Source organism: Tistlia consotensis USBA 355, assembly GCF_900177295.1.
GTDB lineage: Bacteria > Pseudomonadota > Alphaproteobacteria > Kiloniellales > DSM-21159 > Tistlia > Tistlia consotensis.
Window position 1 is genome coordinate 42,024 of the sequence record NZ_FWZX01000029.1, and the last position, 20,314, is coordinate 62,337.

Below are 20,314 nucleotides of genomic sequence, written 5' to 3' on the forward strand. Positions count from 1 at the left end.
TAAAGTGAACGGATGCCCGCGTCAGCGCCTGGCCAGGCCGCTCCAGCCGCCGGCGATCAGCGCCGCGGCGTCGGCCAGGGCCGGCGCCAGCCCGAGGCTCGGCGTCAGCACGTAGACCGACTCCCAGTCGGGATCGAACTTCTCCTTGTAGGCCCGCAGGCCGGCGAAGTTGTAGAAGCGCGCGCCATGCCGGGCGATCGAGCCGGCGACCTGGCTCCACAGCGGCGCCAGCCGGTGCGCCGGCAGGCCGCTCAGCACCGCCATGCCCAGGCTGAAGCGGCGATAGCCCTGCTGCTGCGCCCACAGCAGGATCTCGGCGAACAGGAAGTCCATGGTGCAGTTCGGCGCCGCCGACCCGTAGCGCATCAGGTCGATCGAGACCTGCTGACGGCCGCCGGCGAGCCAGAGGTTGGCGAAGGCGACGATCCGGCCCTCGTTGCGCGCCACCGCGACCGGCGTGCGGGCGAGGTAGCCCTCGTCGAAGAAGCCGAGCGAGAAGCGCTTCTCGCGGGTGCCGCGCTCCACCAGCCACTGGTCGGAGACGAGCCGGAGCTCGGGCAGCGCCGCGACCAGCCGCTCGCCCTCGAGCACCTCGAAGGTCGTGCCCTCGCGTTCCGCCCGGCTGCGGGCGTTGCGCAGGTCCGCGCGGCGCCGTCCGGCCAGGCTGAAGCCGGCGAGGTCGATGTAGGCGATCTCGCCGAACTTGCTGGGATGCAGGCCGAGGTCCAGCAGCGGCGGCAGGTCGCGCGCCGAGACCTCGTAGAAGACCGCGCGCCCGGCGTTGCGGTCGACCAGGTCGCGGAAATCCCAGAGCAGCTCCGGCCAGAGCTCGCGCGGGCCGACCGGCGGCCCCATGGCGATCCAGCTGCGTCCGTGCACGGCGTACATGACGAAGGCCTGGCGGCCGCGGTCGAACAGCAGCGCCTTGTCGCCGGTCAGCGCCAGGTGCGCGGCGGCGCTCGGCGAGTCGCGCACGATGCGCTCGGCCTCGGCCAGCTCCGCGGCGCCGGCCAGCGACGGCAGGGCGCGGGACGGCCGCAGCAGGTGCCAGCCGGCGAAGAGCAGCGCCACCACCGTCGCCGCCAGGGTCGCCCGCAGCGCGCGCGGCGCGTCGGCGTGCAGCGCGACCTGCCACCACAGCTGGTCGGCGTACTCGATGTGCCGGAACGCGAAGAGCAGCAGCCAGAGGGTCGCCAGCAGGCCGGCGACGACCGCCAGGGTCCAGCGCCAGCCGAAGCGCTCGTCGAGCAGCGAGGCCCGGCGGTAGAACTCCCGCCCGCAGGGCGCCAGCAGCAGCAGGAAGAGGGCCAGCACCGTCGCCTCTTCCCAGTCGAAGCCCTTGAGCAGCGAGGCCGCCGCGCCGACCGGCAGCAGCACCAGGGTCAGGCGCCAGGCCAGGCGCAGCCGCCGCGCCAGGCCGCGGGCCAGGATCAGCAGGCCGACGCCGATCAGGCTGCCGAGCAGGTGCGAGGTCTCGATCAGGGCCTCCGGGACCAGCCGCGCCAGCTCCGCCATCCGCGAGTGGATCGCCGGGGTCGCGCCCGAGGCCAGCAGCACCAGGCCGGCGACGAAGACCAGGGTCGCCGCCACGCTCGGCGCCAGGCTGCTCAGCAGCCGGCCGGCGTCGGCCAGCGGCAGCAGGGCCTGGCCGAAGGCGCGGCGCAGCTCGAAGACCATCAGCAGCAGCCCGCCCAGGGTCAGCGGCAGCAGGTAGTAGACGCCGCGGTAGGCGATCAGCGCGCCGACCACCGCGGTCAGCTGTTGGTCGGCCGGCGACAGCAGCAGCAGCACGGCGCCGTCGAAGACCCCGAGGCCGCCGGGCACGTGGCTGATCACGCCGGCGATGGTCGAGAGCACGAAGATTCCGAGCAGCAGGGGATAGCTGACGTGCAGGCCGGCCGGCAGCAGCAGCCAGAGGCAGCCGGCGGCGGCGCCGATGTCGACGATCGCCAGGACGATCTGGATCGTCGTCAGGCCGAGCGGCGTCGGCGGGAAGCTATGGCCGAACAGCCTCAGCTCACGGCGCGTCCGGTCGCTCCAGATCAGGTAGGCCAGCACGGCCGCCAGCAGGGCGCCGCCGATGGCGCGCCAGGCGCCCTCCGAGAGCGAGGCCAGGCCGGCGGCGATGCCCGGCTCGATGACCAGCACGCCGCCAATCATCGTGCCGAGGCCGAGGCCGAAGGTGACGCCGAAGAACAGCTGGACCTTGACCACGTCGGCCAGCGACAGGCCCTCGGCGGCGTAGAGCCGGTAGCGGATGCCGCCGCCGATCAGCCCGGCGAAGCCGGTCGAGTGGGCGACCGACTGGGCGATGAAGGAGACCGCGGCGACCCGCCGGTAGGGCAAGGCCTGGCCGATGTGGCGCAGGCCCCAGTAGTCGTAGCCGGTCAGGGCGAAGTAGCTGAGCAGCGACAGCCCGGTCGCGAAGGTCAGCTGGTGCGCGCTCATGCGGCCCAGCTCGCGGGCCAGCTGGTGGTAGCGGAAGTGGGCGAAGACGCCGTGCAGCAGCCAGATCGCGGCGCCCAGCGTGACCGCCCCGATCAGGAACGGCAGGACGGTACGCAGGCGCTGCAGCAGGGACGGTGGCACGTCCGCTGCGACCTCCGTCGGCTCGGGCTCGGCGACGCCCCCCGCGTCGGCAGAGCCCCTGGTATCCTCGGCAATGCCCCTCAAGCCCTAACCCCGCTTGTCGAGCCCTGCCAGAATGCGCGCCGCCAGGGCCTCGTAATCGCCGTCGAAATGGTGGCCACCGTCGGTCACGATCCGCTCAGCGCTGTCGAAATACCTGTTTCGACAGAGGCTGTCCTCTTCTTCCCGGCCCATGAAGCATTGGACCCTGCCGGGGGCGAGCCGGTCCAGTGCCGGTTCGATGGGGCTGCCCCCCGCGGCGTCGATGCCGAGCCACCCTTCGACCTCGATCTTGAAGTGGGCCGAGGGACCGAGCCCGAGCAGCGAGACCTGGACGACGGCCGAGCGATCGGTCGCCGGCAGGTCGGCGATCACCGCGGGCAGAATGTCGGCGCCGAAGGAATAGCCGATCAGCAGCACCCGGTCGACCGCCCAGGCCTTGCGATAATGCCGCAGCACGCGCGACAGGTCGGCCGCGACCGTCGCGGGCGTCTTCTCGCTCCAGAAATAGCGCAGGCTGTCCCAGCCGACCGCGGCGACGCCGCGCTTCGCGAGGATCTCGGCGATCTGCTTGTCCAGGTCGCGCCAGCCGCCGTCGCCGGAGAAGACCACCGCGAGCGCGCGCGGCCGGCCCTGGCTGGGCAGCGCGACCAGCGGCAGGTCCGACAGAGGCCCGTCGCCGTCCCGGCCGGCCTGACCCTCTTGGATCGCCGCGACCAGCCCGCCGCCCGCGTCGGCCCGGGCATCGAGCCAGCCCGGGAGATCGGCCTGCAGCGCATAGCCGAAGCCGGCGTCCCGGCGCTCGGCCCGTGCGCCGGGACAGAACGGCAGCCGGCCGGGCAGCGCCGCGTCCGGCGCGATCGCGGCCGCCCCGGCGACGGTCGCGGCCGGCGCCTGGGCCAGGGCGACCTCGGCCAGCAGGCCGCCGAGCCCGCGCCCGGCGAGCACCGGGGAATGGTAGCTGGCGGCTCCGGCCCGGCGGCGCAGCGCCTTGCTGAGCGCCTCGATGTCGGAGACCAGGTAGATGCACTCGCCCTGCTCCGCGGCCTGGGCGCGCGCCAGGGTCGCGGCGCCGTCGAGGCCGACCACCGCATAGCCGGCCGCCGCAACCGCCCGGGCATCCTCCTCGTCCGTGGCCGACCACCCGGCCCCCTCGGAGAAGAGGAAGACCAGGCCGTCGTCGACCGCCGCCTCGTTGTAGAGGCGCAGGTCGGCCAGGCGGCCGTCGCTGTCCCGGGACGGCGCCGCCGCCGCGGGCAGAGGGAGCAGGAAGGCCGTCGCCAGGAAGGCCAGCAGAAGATCGCGCAATCGGGTCGACCGGAAGGCTGCGTCGTCGGTCAACCGGGATGGTGCGATCGCCGCAGAGCTCGCCGGGCAGACTGCCACCCTCGCCCGGGCCCGCGCGAGGGCGATAGCGTCGCAGGCAGGCCCCCTTGCCGATTCCTGCGCCCGCTCACAGAATCGTCAGTCCGGGGCGCGGCGGAGCCCATGGTACCGTCTCCGCGCCTTAACCAACGGGAGGAGATCCGGACGATGCGACGCCTGTCCCTCGCGCTGCTCAGCGCGCTGCTGCTGACCGCTTCGGGGGCCGCCATCGCGGCCGACTCGCCGAAGGACCTCGTGGAGTACCGCCAGAAGATCATGGACGCCCTCGGCGGCCACACCGGGGCGATCGCCTCCATCGTCAAGCAGCAGGTCTCCTACGACCAGATCCAGGCCAACGCCGAGGCCATCGCGGTGACCGCGCCGCTGGTCCGCGACATCTTCCCGGAGAACTCCGGTCCGCTGGACTACGCCAAGACCAACGCCCTGCCGGCGATCTGGGACAAGCCCGACGACTTCAAGAAGGCGGTCGAGAAGTTCGAGGCCGCCGCCGCCGCCTTCCCGGCCGCCGCCAAGACCGGCGACAAGGCGAAGATCCTCGCCGCCTTCAAGGAGCTCGGCGGCTCCTGCGGCAACTGCCACGAGCACTTCCGCGCCAAGCAGCAATAGGCCGGCATGAGGCTCTTCAGCCGCCGGGGGCTGGCCGCGGTCCTGCTGGCAGCGGCCGCCGCCTGGCCGGCCCATGTCGACGCCGCCGGCGCGAATCCGGCCAGCACCGATGCCGTCGCGCGCGGCGCCTATCTGGTCCATGCCGGCGGCTGCGTGACCTGCCACACCGCAGCGGCCGACGGGTCGGCGCCGCTGGCCGGCGGCCGCGCCCTGAAGACGCCCTTCGGCACCTTCCATACGCCGAACCTGACGCCCGATCCGGAGACCGGCCTCGGCAGCTGGAGCGAGGCCGACTTCCTGCGCGCCCTGAAGCAGGGCATCGGGCGCGACGGCAGCCCGCTCTACCCCGCCTTCCCCTACGTCTCCTATTCCGGCATGACCGACGCGGACGCCAGGGACCTCTTCGCCTACCTGAAGAGCCTGCCGCCGGTGCGCAACGCGGTGCCGGCGCACGAGCTCCGCTTCCCCTACGACCTGCGCTGGGGGCTCTGGCTCTGGCGCCTCGTCTATTTCGACCCCAAGCCCTTCCGGCCGGATCCGGCGAAGAGCGAGTCCTGGAACCGCGGCGACTATCTGGTCCACGATCTCGGCCATTGCGGCGAGTGCCACACGCCGCGCGACTTCGCCGGCGCCATGGAGGCCTCGCGCTTCCTGGCCGGCACCGCCGACGGCCCGGACGGCAAGAAGGTGCCGAACATCACGCCCGACCCGCGCAGCGGCATCGGCGACTGGAGCGCCAAGGACATCACCTTCTTCCTGCAGACCGGCTTCCTGCCCAACGGCGACGTCGCCGGCGGCGCCATGGGCGCGGTCATCGAGGACTCGACCAGCAAGCTGACCGACGGCGACCGCGCGGCGATCGCCGACTACCTGCTGAGCGTCACGCCGAAGCAGTCGGACTAGCGTCCCGCTTCAGGCCGAGGCCCGGCGCACGAACGAGCGCTCGAGCGTCGTCACCGGCGCCAGCGGCTTGCGCCGGCGATGGTCCTCCAGCAGCGCGGCGATCGTCTCGGCGACCGCCGCCGGGAAGGCCGCATGGGTCGTCAGCGCGGGGCAGAGATAGGCCGAGGCCTCGATGTCGCCGATGCCCGTGACCGCGACGTCCTCGGGAATCCGGAGGCCCCGCGCCTGCAGCGCCGCCATCGCGCCGAGCGCCATCTCGTCGCTGCCGGCCTGGATGGCGCGAAAGCTCAGCCCGCGGTCGAGCGCGTCCTGGACGCTGTCCCAGCCGGCCTTGTAGCGGTAGGCCGAATCCCAGACCAGCCGGGGATCGACCGCCAGGCCGCGCGCCGCCAGGGCGTCCTGGTAGCCGGCGAAGCGCTCGGTGCCCGAGGCGGAGCCGAGGATCCTGCCGAGATAGGCGACCGGGCCGCCGTAGCTCTCCAGCATGAACGAGACGGAGCGCCGGATCGCCCCGCGGTCGTCGTAGACGATCGAGGGGATGCCGTGGGCCTGCAGCGACAGGCCGACCGCGATCACCGGCAGCCCCTGCTCCTGCACCTTGGCCGCCAGGCTCTGGATGTTCGGCGTGCTCAGCAGGTCGCTGGCGGCGACGATGATGCCGTGCAGCCGCATCGCCTCGGTACGCGCCAGGATGTTCTGCAGCCGGTCCTGGCTGTGGCCCAGGTTGTAGAGCAGCAGGTCGAGGCCGAGGCCTTCGAGGGCCGGCTGGATGTGCTTGGTCAGCGAGGCGTAGACGCCCTGCTCGATGTCGCCGACCAGCAGCGCGACCGTGGTGCTGCGGCCGCGCCGCAGGCCCTGCGCCATGTGGTTCGGCTGGAAGCCGAGGTCCTGGATCGCCGCCAGCACCCGGGCCTGCGTCTGCTCGCTGACCGCCGCCTGGCCGCTCAGCACGCGCGAGACGGTGGCCGAGGAGACGCCGGCGTGACGCGCGACGTCGCGGATTCCAGAGGCTTTCTTCATCGAACTTGACAGGTCCCTCGCTGCTTCCTTAGCGTCCTGATACAGGATGTAATCGTTTTCATCACGATGAAAACGTTTCCACCACAAGTTTCCGACCGAGTTTCCGAAATTCGCCCAGGCCAACGATGACCGAGCCGGACCGCGACCACAGCCCAACGGCCAGCCCCGCCCCGTCCCGCCCGGGCACGACGATCGAGCTCGAGCGGGTCACCAAGGTCTATGGCGCCGGCGCCCTCGCGGTGCAGGCGCTCAGCCCGATCTCCGTGACCCTCGCTCCCGGCCAGGCGGTCAGCGTCGTCGGGCCGAGCGGCTGCGGCAAGAGCACCCTGATGCGGCTGATCGCCGGCCTGGAGGCCCCGAGCTCCGGCACGATCCGGGTCGGCGGCAGGCCGGTCGCCGGCCCGCTCGAGGACCTCGGCATCGTGTTCCAGCGCGACCTGCTGCTCGACTGGCGCGACGTCCTGGGCAACGTGCTGCTGCCCGCCGAGATCAAGGGCCTGGCGCCGGCGGCGGCCCGGCGCCGCGCCGCCGGGCTGCTGGCCGAGCTCGGCGTCGAGCGCTTCGCCGGGCACTATCCCTGGCAGCTCTCCGGCGGCATGCGCCAGCGCGTCGCGATCGCCCGCGCCCTGCTGCCCAGCCCGACCCTGATGTTCCTCGACGAGCCGTTCAGCGCGCTCGACGCCATGACCCGCGACCAGATGAACGTGCTGCTGCAGCAGGTCCAGTCGGCCGAGCACGTCACCACGCTGCTGATCACCCACTCGATCCTGGAGGCGGTCTTCGTCGCCGACCGGGTGCTGGTGATGTCCGGCCGGCCGGGCACCCTGCTCGACGACATCGCCGTCGACTTCCCGCGGCCACGCCGGCTCAGCCTGCGGGAGACGCCGGAGTTCAGCGCCATCGTGCGGCGCATCCGCGAGCAGTTCGTGCGCACGGGGGACCTGGTCGGATGACGGCGCTGCCCGAAGGCCGTCCCGAAGGCCGTCTGGACGAGCCGCGCGCGCCCGCGACGGGCGGACTCGGCCTGCGCACGCGCCGGGCCGCCACCAACCTCTTCCCGCCGCTGCTCAGCGCGGTCATCGGCCTCGGTCTCTGGGAAGGCCTGGTGCGCTGGTTCGCCGTGCCGAGCTACGTGCTGCCGCCGCCCTCCCAGGTCGTGCTCGAGCTGGTCGGCGAGTGGCAGTACCTGCTGACCGAGCTCGGCTGGACCGTGCTGGCCGCCGCCATCGGCGTCGCCATCGCGATCTCGCTCGGCATCCTGGCCGGCGCCGCCATCGCGCTGTCGCCGACGGTCGACCGGATGCTGACTTCCTGGCTGGTCGTGATCCACGCGATCCCCAAGGTCGTCATCGCGCCGCTGTTCCTGATCTGGTTCGGCTTCGGCGTGCAGAGCGAGGTCTTCTTCGTCGTCACCTTCACCTTCTTCCCGGTCGTGGTCGCGACGATCACCGGCCTCAAGTCGGCCGACCCCGACGTCCTGCAGCTGGTCCGCTCGATGGGCGCAACCCGCCAGCAGGTGCTGCGCAAGATCATGTTCCCCTCGGCCCTGCCGATCATCCTGTCGGGCGTCAAGCTCTCGGTCTCGCTGGCGCCGGTCGGCGCGGTGATCGGAGAGTTCGTCGCCTCGAACCAGGGCCTCGGGCACCTGCTGATCCGCGCCGTCGGCGACATGGACACCGCCCTCGCCTTCGCCGCGGTGACGCTGTTCTCGGTGTTCGGCGTGCTGCTCTGGCGCGCCGCCGAGTACGTCGAAGGCCGGCTGCTGCCCTGGCATCCCAGCCAGCGCGGGGACTTCAAGCCCGGCCAGAAATAGCTCGAACAGGAGGACACGATGAGGCAGTTGAGAAGCACGCTTACCCGCATCGCATTCGCATCGCTGTGCGGGGTCGCGGTCGCGGTCGCCCTGGCGGCCGCAGCCGGAAGCCCGGCCCGGGCCGAGGCGACCAAGGTCCGGGTCGTGCTGGACTGGGCCTGGCTGCCCTACCACTCGCCCTTCCTGATCGCCCAGGACAAGGGCTACTACAAGGACGCCGGCCTGGACGTGACCATCGAGCAGGGCCGCGGCTCGGCCAACACCGCTGTGCTGGTCTCCCAGGGTCAGTTCGACATCGGCCACCTCAACATCACCAACGCCGCCCAGATGATCGGCAAGGGCGGCCCGATGACCGTGGTCGGGATCTACCAGCACAAGTCCGGCGCCTCCTTCGTCGGCATCAAGGGCAAGGTCGCGCTGGACGGCCCGAAGTCCCTGATCGGCCCGAAGATCGGCAGCACGCCGGGCGGCTCCGACGCCCTCAGCATCAAGATCTTCACCAAGGTCTCCGGCCTCAAGGCGTCCGACCTCGACATCGTCTCGCTCGACGCCAACGCCAAGACGGCGGCCCTGCTGAGCGGCAAGATCGACGTCGTCAGCGGTGACGCGCCGGCCTACACCTCCTACGTCAAGGCGACCGGCCAGGAGCCGGTGGCCCTGATCCTCTCCGACTACGGCCTGCCGCTGGTCGGCTTCGGCTTCGGCGTCAACAACGACTTCCTGGCCAAGCATCCCGACGCGGTGAAGAAGTTCCTGGCGGCGACCAAGAAGGGCTTCCAGGACGCCGCTGCCGACCCGGCCAAGGCCTGCGCCTTCATGGCCGAGACGGTCCACCTGTCCGGCGAGCAGAGCCGCTGCGTCAACTACTTCAATGCCCTGCTCGCGCTCTCGACGCCGCCGAGCGATCCGACCTGGGGCAAGCAGAGCGCCGAGGAGTGGCAGAAGCTGACCGACACGCTGCGCGAGGTCGGGCTGCTCGAGTCCGACAAGCCGGCGTCGACCTACTACAGCAACGAGTTCGTCCCTCAATGAAACCTGGTTCGACAAGCGTCGGGGCGCAGAAGCGCCCCGACGTCCTGGTCGTCGGCGGCGGCCACAACGGCCTGGTCGCCGCCTGCTACCTCGCGGGCGCAGGGCTGAAGGTCCTCGTGCTGGAGGCCGCCGACCGCCTCGGCGGGCCGGTCGCGACGGTCGAGTTCATGCCCGGCTACTTCTCGACGATCAGCAACTCGCCCGGCTCGCTGGAGCCGAAGATCGTCGAGGAGCTGGGCCTGGAGCGCTTCGGCCTGCGCTTCGTGCGCCCCGACCCGACGCTGGTCCAGCCGCTGGAGGGCGGCCGGCTCTACGTCGGCTGGCGCGACCCGGCGCGCAACAACGCCCAGATCGAGGCCTTCGCCGCCGGCGAGGCCGCGCGCTACCAGGCCTTCTTCGCCTATCTCCAGGACTTCGCCGACCGGCTCGGCATCTCGCTCTTCGAGCCTCCGCCCAGCCTGCAGCAGCTGGTCCGCAACCTGACCCGCCCGGAGGACCAGGAGGCCTTCAGCCGGATCCTGCTCGGCAGCGCCCGCGACCTGATGGACGAGTTCGGCCTGGCGCCCGAGACCCAGGCGCTGATCGGGCCGCTCGCCGTGGTCGGCGGCCAGGTCACCCCCTCGACCCCGGGCACGCCCTTCAACCTGCTGATGCGGCCGCTGTCGCTGGCCTCGATCAAGAGCGAGGCCGACTACGACCCGCGCCGCCTGCCGCTGCGCGGCTCGACCGGACTGCCGGTCGGTGGCATGGGCGCGATCATCGCGGCGATGACCGCCAGTCTGCAGCAGCAGGGCGGCGCGGTCCGCACCGGCGAGCGGGTCGAGCTGCTGCGCGTGCGCGACGGCCGCATCGCCGGCGTGGTCACCGCCGCCGGCGAGGAGATCGACGCGCCGCTGGTGATCTCGGCGCTCAATCCGAAGACGACGGTCGCGCTGCTCGACGAGGCCGCCGACTGGGGGCCGCTGCGCGGCAAGCTGCAGCGCAAGCAGATGCGCGGCCGGGCCTTCAAGATCGTGCTCGCGCTCGACGGCGTGCCGCGCTACGCCGCGGCCGCCGACGCGGCCGAAGCGCGGCTGCTGGCGACCGCCCAGTTCCGCATCGCCCCCAGCATCGACTACCTGGAGGAGGCGCACAGCGACATGCTGCTCGGGCGGCTCTCCGACAAGCCGGTGATCTGGGGCCTCTGCCCCTCGCTCTCCTCGCCGAGCCTGGCGCCCGAGGGCAAGCAGGTGCTGAGCCTGAACATCGGCAACGCGCCCTACCGCCTGCGCGAGGGCAGCTGGGCGACGCAGCGCGACGTCCTGGCCAAGCGGGCGATCGCCGCGCTGGCCGAGTGGATGCCGACCCTGCCGGACCTGATCACCGACTACCGCTGCATCGACCCGATCGAGTTCGAGCAGCGCTACGGCCTGGTCGAGGCCAACATCACGCACGGCGACACCATGCCCTGGAACAGCTTCTGGATGCGGCCGATGGCCGGCCTGCACGCCTACCGCACGCCGACCCCCGGCCTCTACCTCAGCGGCAATGGCACCTGGCCGGGCAACTACGTCTCGGGCATCGCCGGCCACAACGCGGCCAGGGCCGTGCTCTCCGACCTCGCGTCCGCCGACTCGCCGCTGGCCGAGCTGCTGCGCAGCCCGCGCTGACCGCCGGTCGCCCACACGAAGGAACCACGAGACATGCTGATCGACGGCCTGCAGTGCGGCCACTTCACCCGCGAGACCTTCGAGGAGCTGCGCCGCGGCGGGGTCACCTGCGTGACCATCACCGCCGGCTTCTGGGAAGGCACGATGGAATCGCTGGATGCGCTGGCGCGCTGGCGCGAGCTGATCCGCGAGAACCAGGACCTGGTCGTGCTCGCGACGACCGCCGCCGACATCGAGCGGGCGGCCGCCAGCAACCGCACCGCGCTGCTGATCGGCTACCAGAACTCCAACCTCTTCGAGGGCCGCATCCGCTTCGTCGAGCTCTTCGCCGAGCTCGGCGTCCGGGTCGTGCAGCTGACCTACAACAACCAGAACGAACTGGCCGGCAGCTGCTACGAGACCGAGGATTCCGGCCTCGCCCGCTTCGGCCGCGAGGTCATCGACGAGATGAACCGGACCGGCATGCTGGTCGACCTGTCGCACGTCGGCAACCGCTCGACCCTGGAGGCGGTCAAGCACTCGAAGAAGCCGGTGGCGATCACCCACGCCAACGCCGACTCGCTGTTCGCCCACAAGCGCAACAAGACCGACGACGTGCTGAAGGCCCTGGCCGACAACGGCGGCGTCATCGGCTGCGCGACCTATCGCAACATCACCGGCGACTACTACTGCAGCACGCCGAAGGCCTGGGCCGAGATGGTCGCGCGCACCGTCGAGATCGCCGGCATCGACCACGTCGCGATCGGCACCGACCGCAGCCACAACTTCGCCAAGCCCGACTACGACTGGATGCGCCAGGGCCGCTGGACCCGCGGCATCGACTACGGCGCCGGCTCGGCGGCACGGCCGGGCAAGGTGCCGCCGGCCGACTGGTTCAAGGAGGTCGGCAACCTGAACCTGATCCCCGGCGGGCTGGCCGAGGTCGGCTTCTCGCCCGAGGAGGTCGCCAAGATCACCGCCGGCAACTGGCTGCGCGTCTACCGCGAGGTCTTCGGCGGCTGACGCCGCGCCCCTGCCCTCTTCTCCGAACTGCGGGAACCGTCCCCATGCATGTCAGCGAATTCTACATCGACGGCCGCTGGGTCGTGCCGGCCGGCCGGCGCCGCCTGCCGGTCGTCGATCCCTCGACCGAGGAGCCGATCTGCGAGGTCGCCCTCGGCGAGGCCGAGGACGTCGACCGCGCCGTCGCCGCCGCCCGCCGCGCCTTCCCGTCCTTCGCCGCCACCTCGCGGCAGGAGCGGCTGGCGCTGCTGCAGCGGATCAAGGACGGCTTCGCCGCGCGCCACGAGGAGCTGGCGCTGACGGTGTCGCGCGAGATGGGAGCGCCGCTCTCCGTCGCCTCCTCGGCCCAGGTCGCGAGCGGGCCGAACAACCTCGCCGAGATGATCCGCGTGCTTCAGGACTTCGCCTTCGAGACCCGGCGCGGCAGCACCCTGGTGGCCCGCGAGGCGATCGGCGTCTGCGGCCTGATCACGCCCTGGAACTGGCCGATCAACCAGGTCGTCTGCAAGGTCGCGCCGGCGCTCGCTGCCGGCTGCACCATGGTGCTGAAGCCGAGCGAGATCGCGCCGCTGAGCGCCCTCGTCGTCGCCGAGATCCTGCACGACGCCGGGGTGCCGCCCGGGGTCTTCAACCTGGTCAACGGCGACGGCCCGACGGTCGGCGAGGCGCTGGCCGCGCACCCCGAGGTCGACATGGTCTCCTTCACCGGCTCGACGCGCGCCGGGGTCCGGGTCGCCGAGCTGGCGGCGCCGACCGTCAAGCGGGTCGCCCAGGAGCTCGGCGGCAAGTCGCCGAACCTCCTGCTGCCCGACCTCGGGGACTGGGAGCGCGCCGTCAGCCTGGGCGTCGCCCGCTGCTTCGGCAACAGCGGCCAGTCCTGCAGCGCCGCGACGCGCATGCTGGTGCCGGCCGAGCGGCACGAGGAGGTCGCCGCGATCGCCGCCCGGGTCGCCGAGGGCTACCGGGTCGGCCCGCCGGAGCTGGAGGCGACCCAGCTCGGCCCTCTGGTCAGCCGGGCCCAGTTCGACAAGGTGCAGCGGCTGATCGCGCGCGGCGTCGAGGAGGGCGCCCGGCTGGTCGCCGGCGGCACCGGCCGCCCCGAGGGACTGGAGCGCGGCTGGTACGCCCGCCCGACGGTCTTCGCCGCGGTCCGCAACGACATGGACATCGCCCGCGAGGAGATCTTCGGCCCGGTCCTGGTGATCCTGCCCTACGACAGCGTCGAGCAGGCCATCGAGATCGCCAACGACACGCCCTACGGCCTCAACGCCTATGTCCAGGGCGCCGACCTCGAGCGCGCCCGCGGGGTCGCCCGGGCCCTGCGCGCCGGCAGCGTGCACATCAACTACCCGCCGGTCGACCGCGGCGCGCCCTTCGGCGGCTACAAGCAGTCCGGCAACGGCCGGGAATGGGGCGAGCACGGCCTTTCGGAGTTCCTGGAGACCAAGGCCATCGTCGGCTACGGAGCGGAATGACCATGGAGCGGATCCTGCTCGACCTGCACTGCCACCTGGTGCCGCTGACGCCGGCGGCGACGGAGGGCCTCAAGGGCATCGCCTGGCGCGGCGCGGGCCCGGCGCTGGAGATCGACGGCTACCTGCTGGCCGCGCCCTCGGTCTACCGGGTCGAGGCGCTGCTCGACTGGATGGACCGCAACGCCGTCGAGCGGGCCTGGATCTCGGTGCCGCCTCCGCTCTACCGGCTGGAGCTCGAGGCCGGGCCGGCGGCCCACTGGATCGCCTGCCTCAACGAGGGCCTGGCCGAGGTCGCGGCACGCCACCCCGACCGCCTGGCGCCGCTGGTCCACCTGCCGGTCCAGCACCCCGCCCTCGCCGCCGAGACCGCGCAGGCCTGGATCGCCCGGGGCCTGCCGCGCTTCGCCATGCCGGCCGGCTCGGCGAACCGGCAGCTGATCCTGTCCGACGCGGCCTACGACCCGCTCTGGCAGGCCCTCGACGAGGCCGGGGCCTTCCTGTTCCTGCACCCCTGCAAGGGCTGCGATCCGCGCTACGAGCCCTTCTACCTGCACAACCTGCTGGGCAGCCCGGTCGAGACCGCCCTGGCCGCGGCGCACCTCGCGCTCTCCGGCATCCTCGACCGGCACCGCCGCATGACCCTCTGCCTGGCTCACGGCGGCGGCGCGACCGCCGCCGTCGCCGGCCGCCTGGAGCGCGGCCAGGTCACCGGCCGGCCCGGCGCCGACACCGGCGCCGAGCGGCCCCGGCAGGTGTTCCGCCGGGTCGCCGTCGACTGCATCTGCCACGATCCGGCCACGCTGGCCCTGGCCGCGGCCGCGCACGGCGAGGATAACCTCTACTTCGGCTCGGACTGGCCCTTCTCCATGGGCCTGCCCGAGCCGCACCGGCAGCTCGCGGACTGCAGCCCCGACCTGCGCCGGCAAATGTTCGAGACGAACCCGCGCCGGCTCCTCGCCCGCTTCCCGCGGTGATCGTGCAGTCCGCCCTGCTCCCGCGTGTCGATAGTGCGACAGGAGGACCTCCGGGCGCCGATCAGATTTGAATAAAACTCGTCTCTATTTGTCTATCCGGTAAGTTGAATATTCATCGTTCTGCTTACTCTTCATTAAGACAAGAAATTGCAGGCTTTTTGCGTCGCAATACGAAGCGAACAAGCCACGACATTCGGGGATGCGTGATGCACAGCCAAGCCGCCTTCGCCCTGCCCTACCCGCCGCAGGTCGGCAGCCGACTGGTCGTCGCCCTGGCCCGGGCGCTCAACGGCCGCCCGGCCGGGCCCGAGGCGAGCGAGGCCCTGCCGCTCGGCCGCCCGGACAGGGCGGATCCCGCGGAGACGCGGCAGGTCGCGCTGGCCCTGCGCGACACCTGCCGGGTCGTCGCCGGCGAGCTCGCCGCGCGACCGGCGCCGCGCCGCGCCGCACCGCTCGCCGAGCGGCTGACCGCGACGGCCAGCCAGATCGGCGAGGTCCTGGCGCTGTTCGACCGCACGACCGAGCAGATGCACCGCCTGGCGGCCGACGCCCTGGCGGCGGCGCCCGGCGGCGGCCCGATCGAGGACGGCCTGACCGTCGTCGCCTCGGAGGTCGGCGCGCTCTCCCTGCAGACCCGCCAGGCGCAGCTCAGGGTCGCCCGCCAGGTCGAGGCCCTGCACGGCGCGGCGGCCGGCCCGGCCCCTGGCGGCAAGGCGGGCGCCGCGGCCAGGGCCGCGGTCGAGATGGACTGGTCGGCGCCGGGCAAGGCGGCGGTGCCGCCGCAGCGCTCGACGACCCGGCGCCCGGAGGGCGAGTTCAGCCTGCTCGCCTGGCTCGCCCGCGACGCCGAGACGCCGGACCAGCTGGCCGCCGGCGACCTCTAGCCGGAAAGGCCGGCGACCCGCAGCACGATCCGGGCGGCCTGCTCGCTCGGGCTGCCCGCGCCGGCGCCGGCCAGGAGAGCGACCGCCTCGGCGAGACCCGCGACCTGGGCGGCGCGCGCCGGGCCGTCGTCCAGCAGATCCCCGACGGCCCCGGCCAGGCGCTCCGGGGTGCAGGCGTCCTGCAGGAACTCCGGCATGACCGGCCGGTCGAGCACGAGGTTGGGGATCGAGACGTACTTCACCTTGATCATGCGCCGGGCGATGGCGGCGCTGATCGGGCTGACCCGGTAGCCGATCACCGTCGGCACCCCGGCGACGGCGAGCTCGACCGCGACGGTGCCGGAGGCCGCCAGGGCCGCGCGCGAGGCGGCGAAGGCGCCGTATTTCTCTGCTGCGCCCTCGACGACCAGGGCCGGCAGCGGCCAGGCCGCCGTGCCGGCGCGCACCGCCGCGGCGACGCCCGCCACGGTCGGCACGACGACCCTGAGCGCCGGGTGCGACCGGGCCAGGTGCCCCAGCGTCGCGCCGAACAGCGGCAGCAGGCGGCTCACCTCGCCCATCCGGCTGCCCGGCAGCACGCAGAGCAGCGGGCCCTCGGCCGGCAGGCCGTGGCGCGCGCGGAAGCCGGGGCCGTCCCCGGCCTCGGCCAGGGCCTCGATCGCCGGATGGCCGACGAAGCTCGCCGGCAGGCCGTGGCGCTCGAAGTAGGGCGGCTCGAAGGGCAGCAGGCAGAGCAGGTGGTCGAGGTAGCGCGCGATCCTCGCGGCGCGCCAGGGCTTCCAGGCCCAGACCGAGGGCGCCACGTAGTGCACCAGGGGAAAGCCGCTGCCCCCGGGCTGCCCGGCCAGGTGCCTGGCCACGCGCAGCGAGAAGCCGGGGCTGTCGATCGAGACGAAGACCGCGGGACGGGCCTGCCGCGCCGCGGCCTCGGTCTCGCGCATCCGCGCGAGGATGCGGCGCAGGTGCGGCAGCACCTCGGTGAGGCCCATGACCGACAGCTCGCTCATCGCGAACAGGCTCTCCAGCCCCTCCCCGGCCATGCGCTCGCCGCCGACCCCGAGGAACCGCAGCTCGCGGCCGCCCTGCGCCCGGGCCTGCCGCTTGAGCGCCGCCATCAGGCGGCCGCCGAGCTGGTCGCCCGAGGGTTCGCCGGCGACCAGGAAGATCGGGCCGCCGGGCGGCCTAGCGGCCACCGGACGATCCCTCGACCGCGACCAGGAACAGCCCGGCGGCATCGGCGGCCGCCACCGTCTCCCGCCGGTCGACGATCAGCGTGCCGCCGGCGTCCAGCGCGATCCCGCGCAGGCCGGCCGCGCGCGCGCCTTCGATCGTGGCCAGCCCGACGGTCGGCAGGTCGACCCGGCGCTCCTGCTGCGGCTTCTTCAGCTTGACCAGCACGCCGCCCGGACCGGCGAGGCGCAGGCCGGCGCAGCGCGCGAGCAGGGCGTCGGTGCCCTCGATCGCCTCGATGCCGAGCACGCTGCCCTGCTGCACGACCACGGCCTGGCCGATGTCGAGCCGGCCGACCGCGGCCGCGACCTCGATGCCGCGGCGGATGTCGGCCTCGGCCTGGGCGTCGGGGCGGTGCCGGCCGAGCGGCCCCGGCGGCAGCGTCCCGCCGCCCAGCACCTGGTCGATGCCGACGACCCGGAAGCCCTCCTCCTCCTCGAGCGCCCGGACGATCGAGCCGAGCAGGCCGTCGTCGGAGAAGGCGCGCTTGCCGATCCGCGCGAAGAACCTGGCGGCGCGCCAGTCGGGCCGCACCTCGCCCAGGCTCGGCCGCCTGATCGGCCCGGCCAGCACCAGCTCGCCGGCGCCCTGGGCGCGCAGGAAATCGAGGATCTCGCCGGCCGCGCCCAGGCGGGTCCAGAGGTGCGCCACGCCCGCGACCGTCTCGGGGTCGGTCTGGCCCTCGAAGGCGACGACGCAGACGCCGCGGCCGTCCTCGCGGCAGGCCGCGATCAGCCGGCGCGGCACCGGTCCGGCACCGGCGATGATGCCCAGGGTGCGCGGCGCGCTGCCGGCCTCAGCGGCCGCCATGGCCGGCGCGCGGCTGGCAGAGCGCACGCGAGGAGTCGGCCTGCACGAAGGCGACGAGGTCGCGCACCGTGTCGAAGGCGTTGTAGCTCTCGGCGACCCGGGCGACACGCTCGACCAGGGTGCCCTCGCCGTCGAACAGCCGCTCGTAGGCCGCCATCAGGCCCTGGATCTCGGCCCGGCTGTAGCCGCGGCGCTTGAGGCCGACCAGGTTGAGGCCGGACAGGCGCGCCCGGTCGCCCATGGCCAGGCCGTAGGGAATGACGTCGTGCTCGATGCCGGACATGCCGCCGATCATGGCATGGGCGCCGATGCGCACGAACTGGTGGATCGCCGAGAGGCCGCCGACGATCGCCTGGTCGCCGACCTGGACGTGGCCGGCCAGGGTCGCGTTGTTGGCCAGGATCACCCGGTCGCCGACCCGGCAGTCGTGGGCGACGTGGGCGCCGACCATGAACAGGCAGCCGTCGCCGACCTTGGTCAGCAGGCCACCGCCCTCGGTGCCCGGGTTCATCGTGACCTGCTCGCGGACGATATTGTCGCGGCCGATCTCCAGGCGCGAGGCCTCGCCCGCATACTTCAGGTCCTGGGGCGGATGGCCGATCGAGGCGAAAGGAAAGATCCGCGTGCCGGCACCGACCGAGGTATGGCCGGTCACGACGACGTGGCTGTACAGCTTGACCCGGTCGCCGAGCTCGACCTCGGGGCCGACCAGACAGAAGGGGCCGATCTCGACCCCCTCTCCCAGCCTGGCCCCCGCTTCGACGATCGCGGTGGGATGGATAGCCGTCATCAGTCGTCCATGATCATGGCCGTGAAGACCGCCTCGGCCATCAGCCTGCCGTCGACCTTGGCCTCGCCGCGGAACTTCCAGACCGGCCCGCGATTCTTCAGCTTCGACACCTCGACCCGGACCTGGTCGCCCGGGAAGATCGGCTTGCGGAAGCGCGCCTCGTCGACCGACATGAAATAGACCAGCTTGCCGGCGGCGGCCCCCTCCAGCGTCTCGACGACCAGCACGGCGGCGGTCTGGGCCATCGATTCGACGATCAGCACGCCCGGCATCACCGGCTGGCGCGGGAAATGGCCCTGGAAATGCGGCTCGTTGATCGAGACGTTCTTGATGCCGACGGCGCGCACGTCGAGCTCGATCTCGACGACCCGGTCGATCATCAGGAAGGGATAGCGGTGCGGGATCATCCGCATGATCCCGAGGATGTCGGCGGCACCGAGCTCCTTGCCGGCGGTCTCGGACAGGGGTGCGCTGGACTCGTTCATTTCTTCTTGCCCGCTTCCTTCAACTGGCGCCGCCACATGGCAACCAGACGGAAATAGTCTCTCAGCGGCATGGCAGGCAAGCCGCCGACGGTCTCGCCAGCGGGCACGTCGTGCATCAGGCCGCTCTTCGCGGCCAGACGCGATCCCTTGTGCATGGTCAGGTGCCCCCCGACCCCGCCCTGTGCCGCGATCATCACGAAGTCCTCGAGCTTCGTCGAGCCCGCGATCCCCGATTGTGCGACCAGGACGCAACCGCGACCGAGGCGAACGTTATGGCCGAGCTGCACCAGATTGTCGATCTTCGAGCCGGCGCCGATGTAGGTGTCCGGGCCGGCGCCGCGGTCGATCGTGACGTTGGCGCCGATCTCCACGCCGTCCTCGACGACGACGCGGCCGAGCTGGGGCACGTCGACGTAGCCGTTCGGATCGAGGGCGAATCCGAAGCCGCGGTTGCCGATGCGCGCGCCGGCATGGATCAGGCAGTTGCGGCCGATCAGGCAGTGGCTGAGCGAGACGTGGCCCATGATCTCGGTGCCGGCGCCGACGACGACGCCGCGGCCGATCGAGCAGTGGCTGTGGACCACGACGCCGGCGCCGAGCTCGGCGCCGGGCCCGACGACGACGAAGGGCCCGACGTAGACCCCCTCGCCGAGCGTCGCCTCGGGATCGACCAGCGCCGTCGGGTGCACTCCGGCCGGCCTCGGCGGGTCGGGATAGAAGGCCGACGCGACCCGGGCATAGGCGGTGTAGGGCTGCTCGGTGAGCAGCAGGGTCATGCCGTCGGGCGCCTTGGCGGCATGCTCGGGCGCGACGATGCAGGCGCCGGCCGCGCTGGCCGAGAAGGCCGGCAGGTAGAGCTTGTTGTCCAGGAAGGCGACATCGTCGCTCCCGGCCGAGTCGAGCGGCGCCACGTCCTTGAACAGGCGCCCGGCGTCGGCGCCCGCCGGCGCCAGCGTCGCACCGGCGATCTCGGCGATCCGGCCGAGCGGCAGGGGCTCGCCGCGCCGGAAGAAACGGGGATCGGCCATCTCGGGGTTACTCCTCCGGCAGGACGACGCGCGGCAGCGCCGCATTCAGCCGCTTCATGACCTCGTCTGTCGCGTCGTAGTCCGAGTCGGCAAGCAGCACGGCGCTCTTCGGCAGCACCAGGTTGACGTTGCGCTCCTTGGCGAGCTCGCCGACGATCTCCATCAGCTTGCTCTCGACGATGTGCATGCCCTTGGAGAAGCGGCCCTCGAGGGCGCGCCGGCGGTCGGCGACGTCGCTCTGGTAGCCGGCGTAGCGCTGCTCCAGGGCGTGGCGGCGCTTGAGGTACTCCTCGTTGCTGATCGTCGGCCGCTCGCGGTTCAGCACGGCGTCGGCCTCGCGCAGCTCGGTCTCGTGCTGGCGGATCTGCTCGCGGAAGGCGTCGCGCTCGGCCTCGATGCCGCTCTGCAGCAGCTTGACGGCATCGGCCTCGCGCAGGATCCGCTGGGAGTCGACCACCATGATGCGCGGCGCCGGCGCCGCGGCCGTCGAGCGGTCCTGCCGCTGGGCCGCGGCCGAATCGGCCGCCGTCAGGGCCAGGGCCACGCCCAGCACGAAAGACGCCGAAACGGCGGCAAGGCGGCGGAACCGGAACATGGTG

At 72.5% G+C, this 20,314-nt stretch carries 19 protein-coding genes; 10 read left to right on the plus strand and 9 right to left on the minus strand.

Features of this window, described 5'->3' with window-relative positions:
• Nucleotides 1-21: 21 nt before the first annotated feature.
• Both mprF and B9O00_RS25475 read right to left on the minus strand, forming a co-directional pair.
• On the minus strand, nt 22-2,589 hold the full coding sequence (mprF, locus tag B9O00_RS25470; RefSeq protein ID WP_159460328.1) for a bifunctional lysylphosphatidylglycerol flippase/synthetase MprF: 2,568 nt from the start codon (nt 2,587-2,589) through the stop codon (nt 22-24).
• A gap of 87 nt (nt 2,590-2,676) precedes the next feature.
• On the minus strand, nt 2,677-3,936 hold the full coding sequence (locus B9O00_RS25475; protein ID WP_159460329.1) for a virulence factor family protein: 1,260 nt from the start codon (nt 3,934-3,936) through the stop codon (nt 2,677-2,679).
• 225 nt (nt 3,937-4,161) lie between these two features.
• Between B9O00_RS25475 and B9O00_RS33185 the strand changes: the two genes are divergently transcribed.
• Together B9O00_RS33185 and B9O00_RS25485 are read left to right on the plus strand one after the other, a co-directional pair.
• Nucleotides 4,162-4,620 (plus strand): c-type cytochrome, encoded by a 459-nt coding sequence (locus tag B9O00_RS33185; protein ID WP_159460330.1) that lies wholly within the window; start codon nt 4,162-4,164, stop codon nt 4,618-4,620.
• 6 nt (nt 4,621-4,626) lie between these two features.
• Complete coding sequence (locus tag B9O00_RS25485; protein WP_085125541.1) at nt 4,627-5,523, plus strand: cytochrome c; 897 nt, start codon at nt 4,627-4,629, stop codon at nt 5,521-5,523.
• 9 nt (nt 5,524-5,532) lie between these two features.
• Here the strand turns inward: B9O00_RS25485 and B9O00_RS25490 are convergent, their stop codons facing one another.
• Complete coding sequence (locus B9O00_RS25490) at nt 5,533-6,543, minus strand: LacI family DNA-binding transcriptional regulator (RefSeq protein WP_085125542.1); 1,011 nt, start codon at nt 6,541-6,543, stop codon at nt 5,533-5,535.
• Between the two features lie 125 nt (nt 6,544-6,668).
• On the opposite strand from B9O00_RS25490, the gene B9O00_RS25495 reads away from it, so the two are divergent.
• The 8 genes from B9O00_RS25495 to B9O00_RS25530 all read left to right on the plus strand — a co-directional run bounded on the left by B9O00_RS25495 (nt 6,669) and on the right by B9O00_RS25530 (nt 15,372).
• Complete coding sequence (locus B9O00_RS25495) at nt 6,669-7,496, plus strand: ABC transporter ATP-binding protein (protein WP_085125543.1); 828 nt, start codon at nt 6,669-6,671, stop codon at nt 7,494-7,496.
• Nucleotides 7,493-8,356, plus strand: coding sequence for an ABC transporter permease (locus B9O00_RS25500; RefSeq protein ID WP_085125544.1), 864 nt, complete (start codon nt 7,493-7,495; stop codon nt 8,354-8,356). The genes B9O00_RS25495 and B9O00_RS25500 overlap by 4 nt, the downstream gene beginning before the upstream one ends.
• 18 nt (nt 8,357-8,374) lie before the next feature.
• A complete protein-coding gene (locus B9O00_RS25505) occupies nt 8,375-9,388 on the plus strand; it encodes an ABC transporter substrate-binding protein (protein ID WP_085125545.1) in 1,014 nt (337 codons plus the stop codon).
• Nucleotides 9,385-11,037: a phytoene desaturase family protein gene (locus B9O00_RS25510; RefSeq protein WP_085125546.1), complete on the plus strand. Its 1,653-nt coding sequence runs from the start codon at nt 9,385-9,387 to the stop codon at nt 11,035-11,037. Before B9O00_RS25505 ends, B9O00_RS25510 begins: the two co-directional genes overlap by 4 nt.
• A gap of 33 nt (nt 11,038-11,070) precedes the next feature.
• Nucleotides 11,071-12,039: a dipeptidase gene (locus B9O00_RS25515; protein WP_085125547.1), complete on the plus strand. Its 969-nt coding sequence runs from the start codon at nt 11,071-11,073 to the stop codon at nt 12,037-12,039.
• Nucleotides 12,040-12,083: 44 nt separating this feature from the next.
• On the plus strand, nt 12,084-13,514 hold the full coding sequence (locus tag B9O00_RS25520; protein ID WP_085125548.1) for an aldehyde dehydrogenase family protein: 1,431 nt from the start codon (nt 12,084-12,086) through the stop codon (nt 13,512-13,514).
• Complete coding sequence (locus B9O00_RS25525; protein ID WP_159460331.1) at nt 13,511-14,488, plus strand: amidohydrolase family protein; 978 nt, start codon at nt 13,511-13,513, stop codon at nt 14,486-14,488. Before B9O00_RS25520 ends, B9O00_RS25525 begins: the two co-directional genes overlap by 4 nt.
• A gap of 206 nt (nt 14,489-14,694) precedes the next feature.
• Entirely contained in the window at nt 14,695-15,372 is a 678-nt protein-coding gene (locus B9O00_RS25530) for a hypothetical protein (protein WP_085125550.1), read from the plus strand.
• Here B9O00_RS25530 and lpxB read toward each other — a convergent pair.
• From lpxB to B9O00_RS25560, 6 genes are read right to left on the minus strand one after another with little or no spacing between them, the layout of a single operon-like run.
• The gene (lpxB, locus tag B9O00_RS25535) at nt 15,369-16,565 is read right to left on the minus strand and encodes a lipid-A-disaccharide synthase (RefSeq protein WP_235017196.1); all 1,197 of its coding nucleotides are present in this window, start codon (nt 16,563-16,565) and stop codon (nt 15,369-15,371) included. The genes B9O00_RS25530 and lpxB overlap by 4 nt on opposite strands.
• Entirely contained in the window at nt 16,555-17,412 is an 858-nt protein-coding gene (locus tag B9O00_RS25540) for an LpxI family protein (protein WP_085125579.1), read from the minus strand. The genes lpxB and B9O00_RS25540 overlap by 11 nt, the downstream gene beginning before the upstream one ends.
• A complete protein-coding gene (gene lpxA / locus B9O00_RS25545) occupies nt 17,399-18,202 on the minus strand; it encodes an acyl-ACP--UDP-N-acetylglucosamine O-acyltransferase (RefSeq protein WP_085125552.1) in 804 nt (267 codons plus the stop codon). The genes B9O00_RS25540 and lpxA overlap by 14 nt, the downstream gene beginning before the upstream one ends.
• A complete protein-coding gene (gene fabZ / locus B9O00_RS25550; RefSeq protein ID WP_085125553.1) occupies nt 18,202-18,687 on the minus strand; it encodes a 3-hydroxyacyl-ACP dehydratase FabZ in 486 nt (161 codons plus the stop codon). Before fabZ ends, lpxA begins: the two co-directional genes overlap by 1 nt.
• Complete coding sequence (gene lpxD, locus B9O00_RS25555) at nt 18,684-19,715, minus strand: UDP-3-O-(3-hydroxymyristoyl)glucosamine N-acyltransferase (protein ID WP_085125554.1); 1,032 nt, start codon at nt 19,713-19,715, stop codon at nt 18,684-18,686. Before lpxD ends, fabZ begins: the two co-directional genes overlap by 4 nt.
• Nucleotides 19,716-19,722: 7 nt before the next feature.
• Nucleotides 19,723-20,268, minus strand: a complete 546-nt coding sequence (locus B9O00_RS25560) for an OmpH/Skp family outer membrane protein (protein ID WP_159460332.1) — start codon at nt 20,266-20,268, stop codon at nt 19,723-19,725.
• Nucleotides 20,269-20,314: the final 46 nt, after the last annotated feature.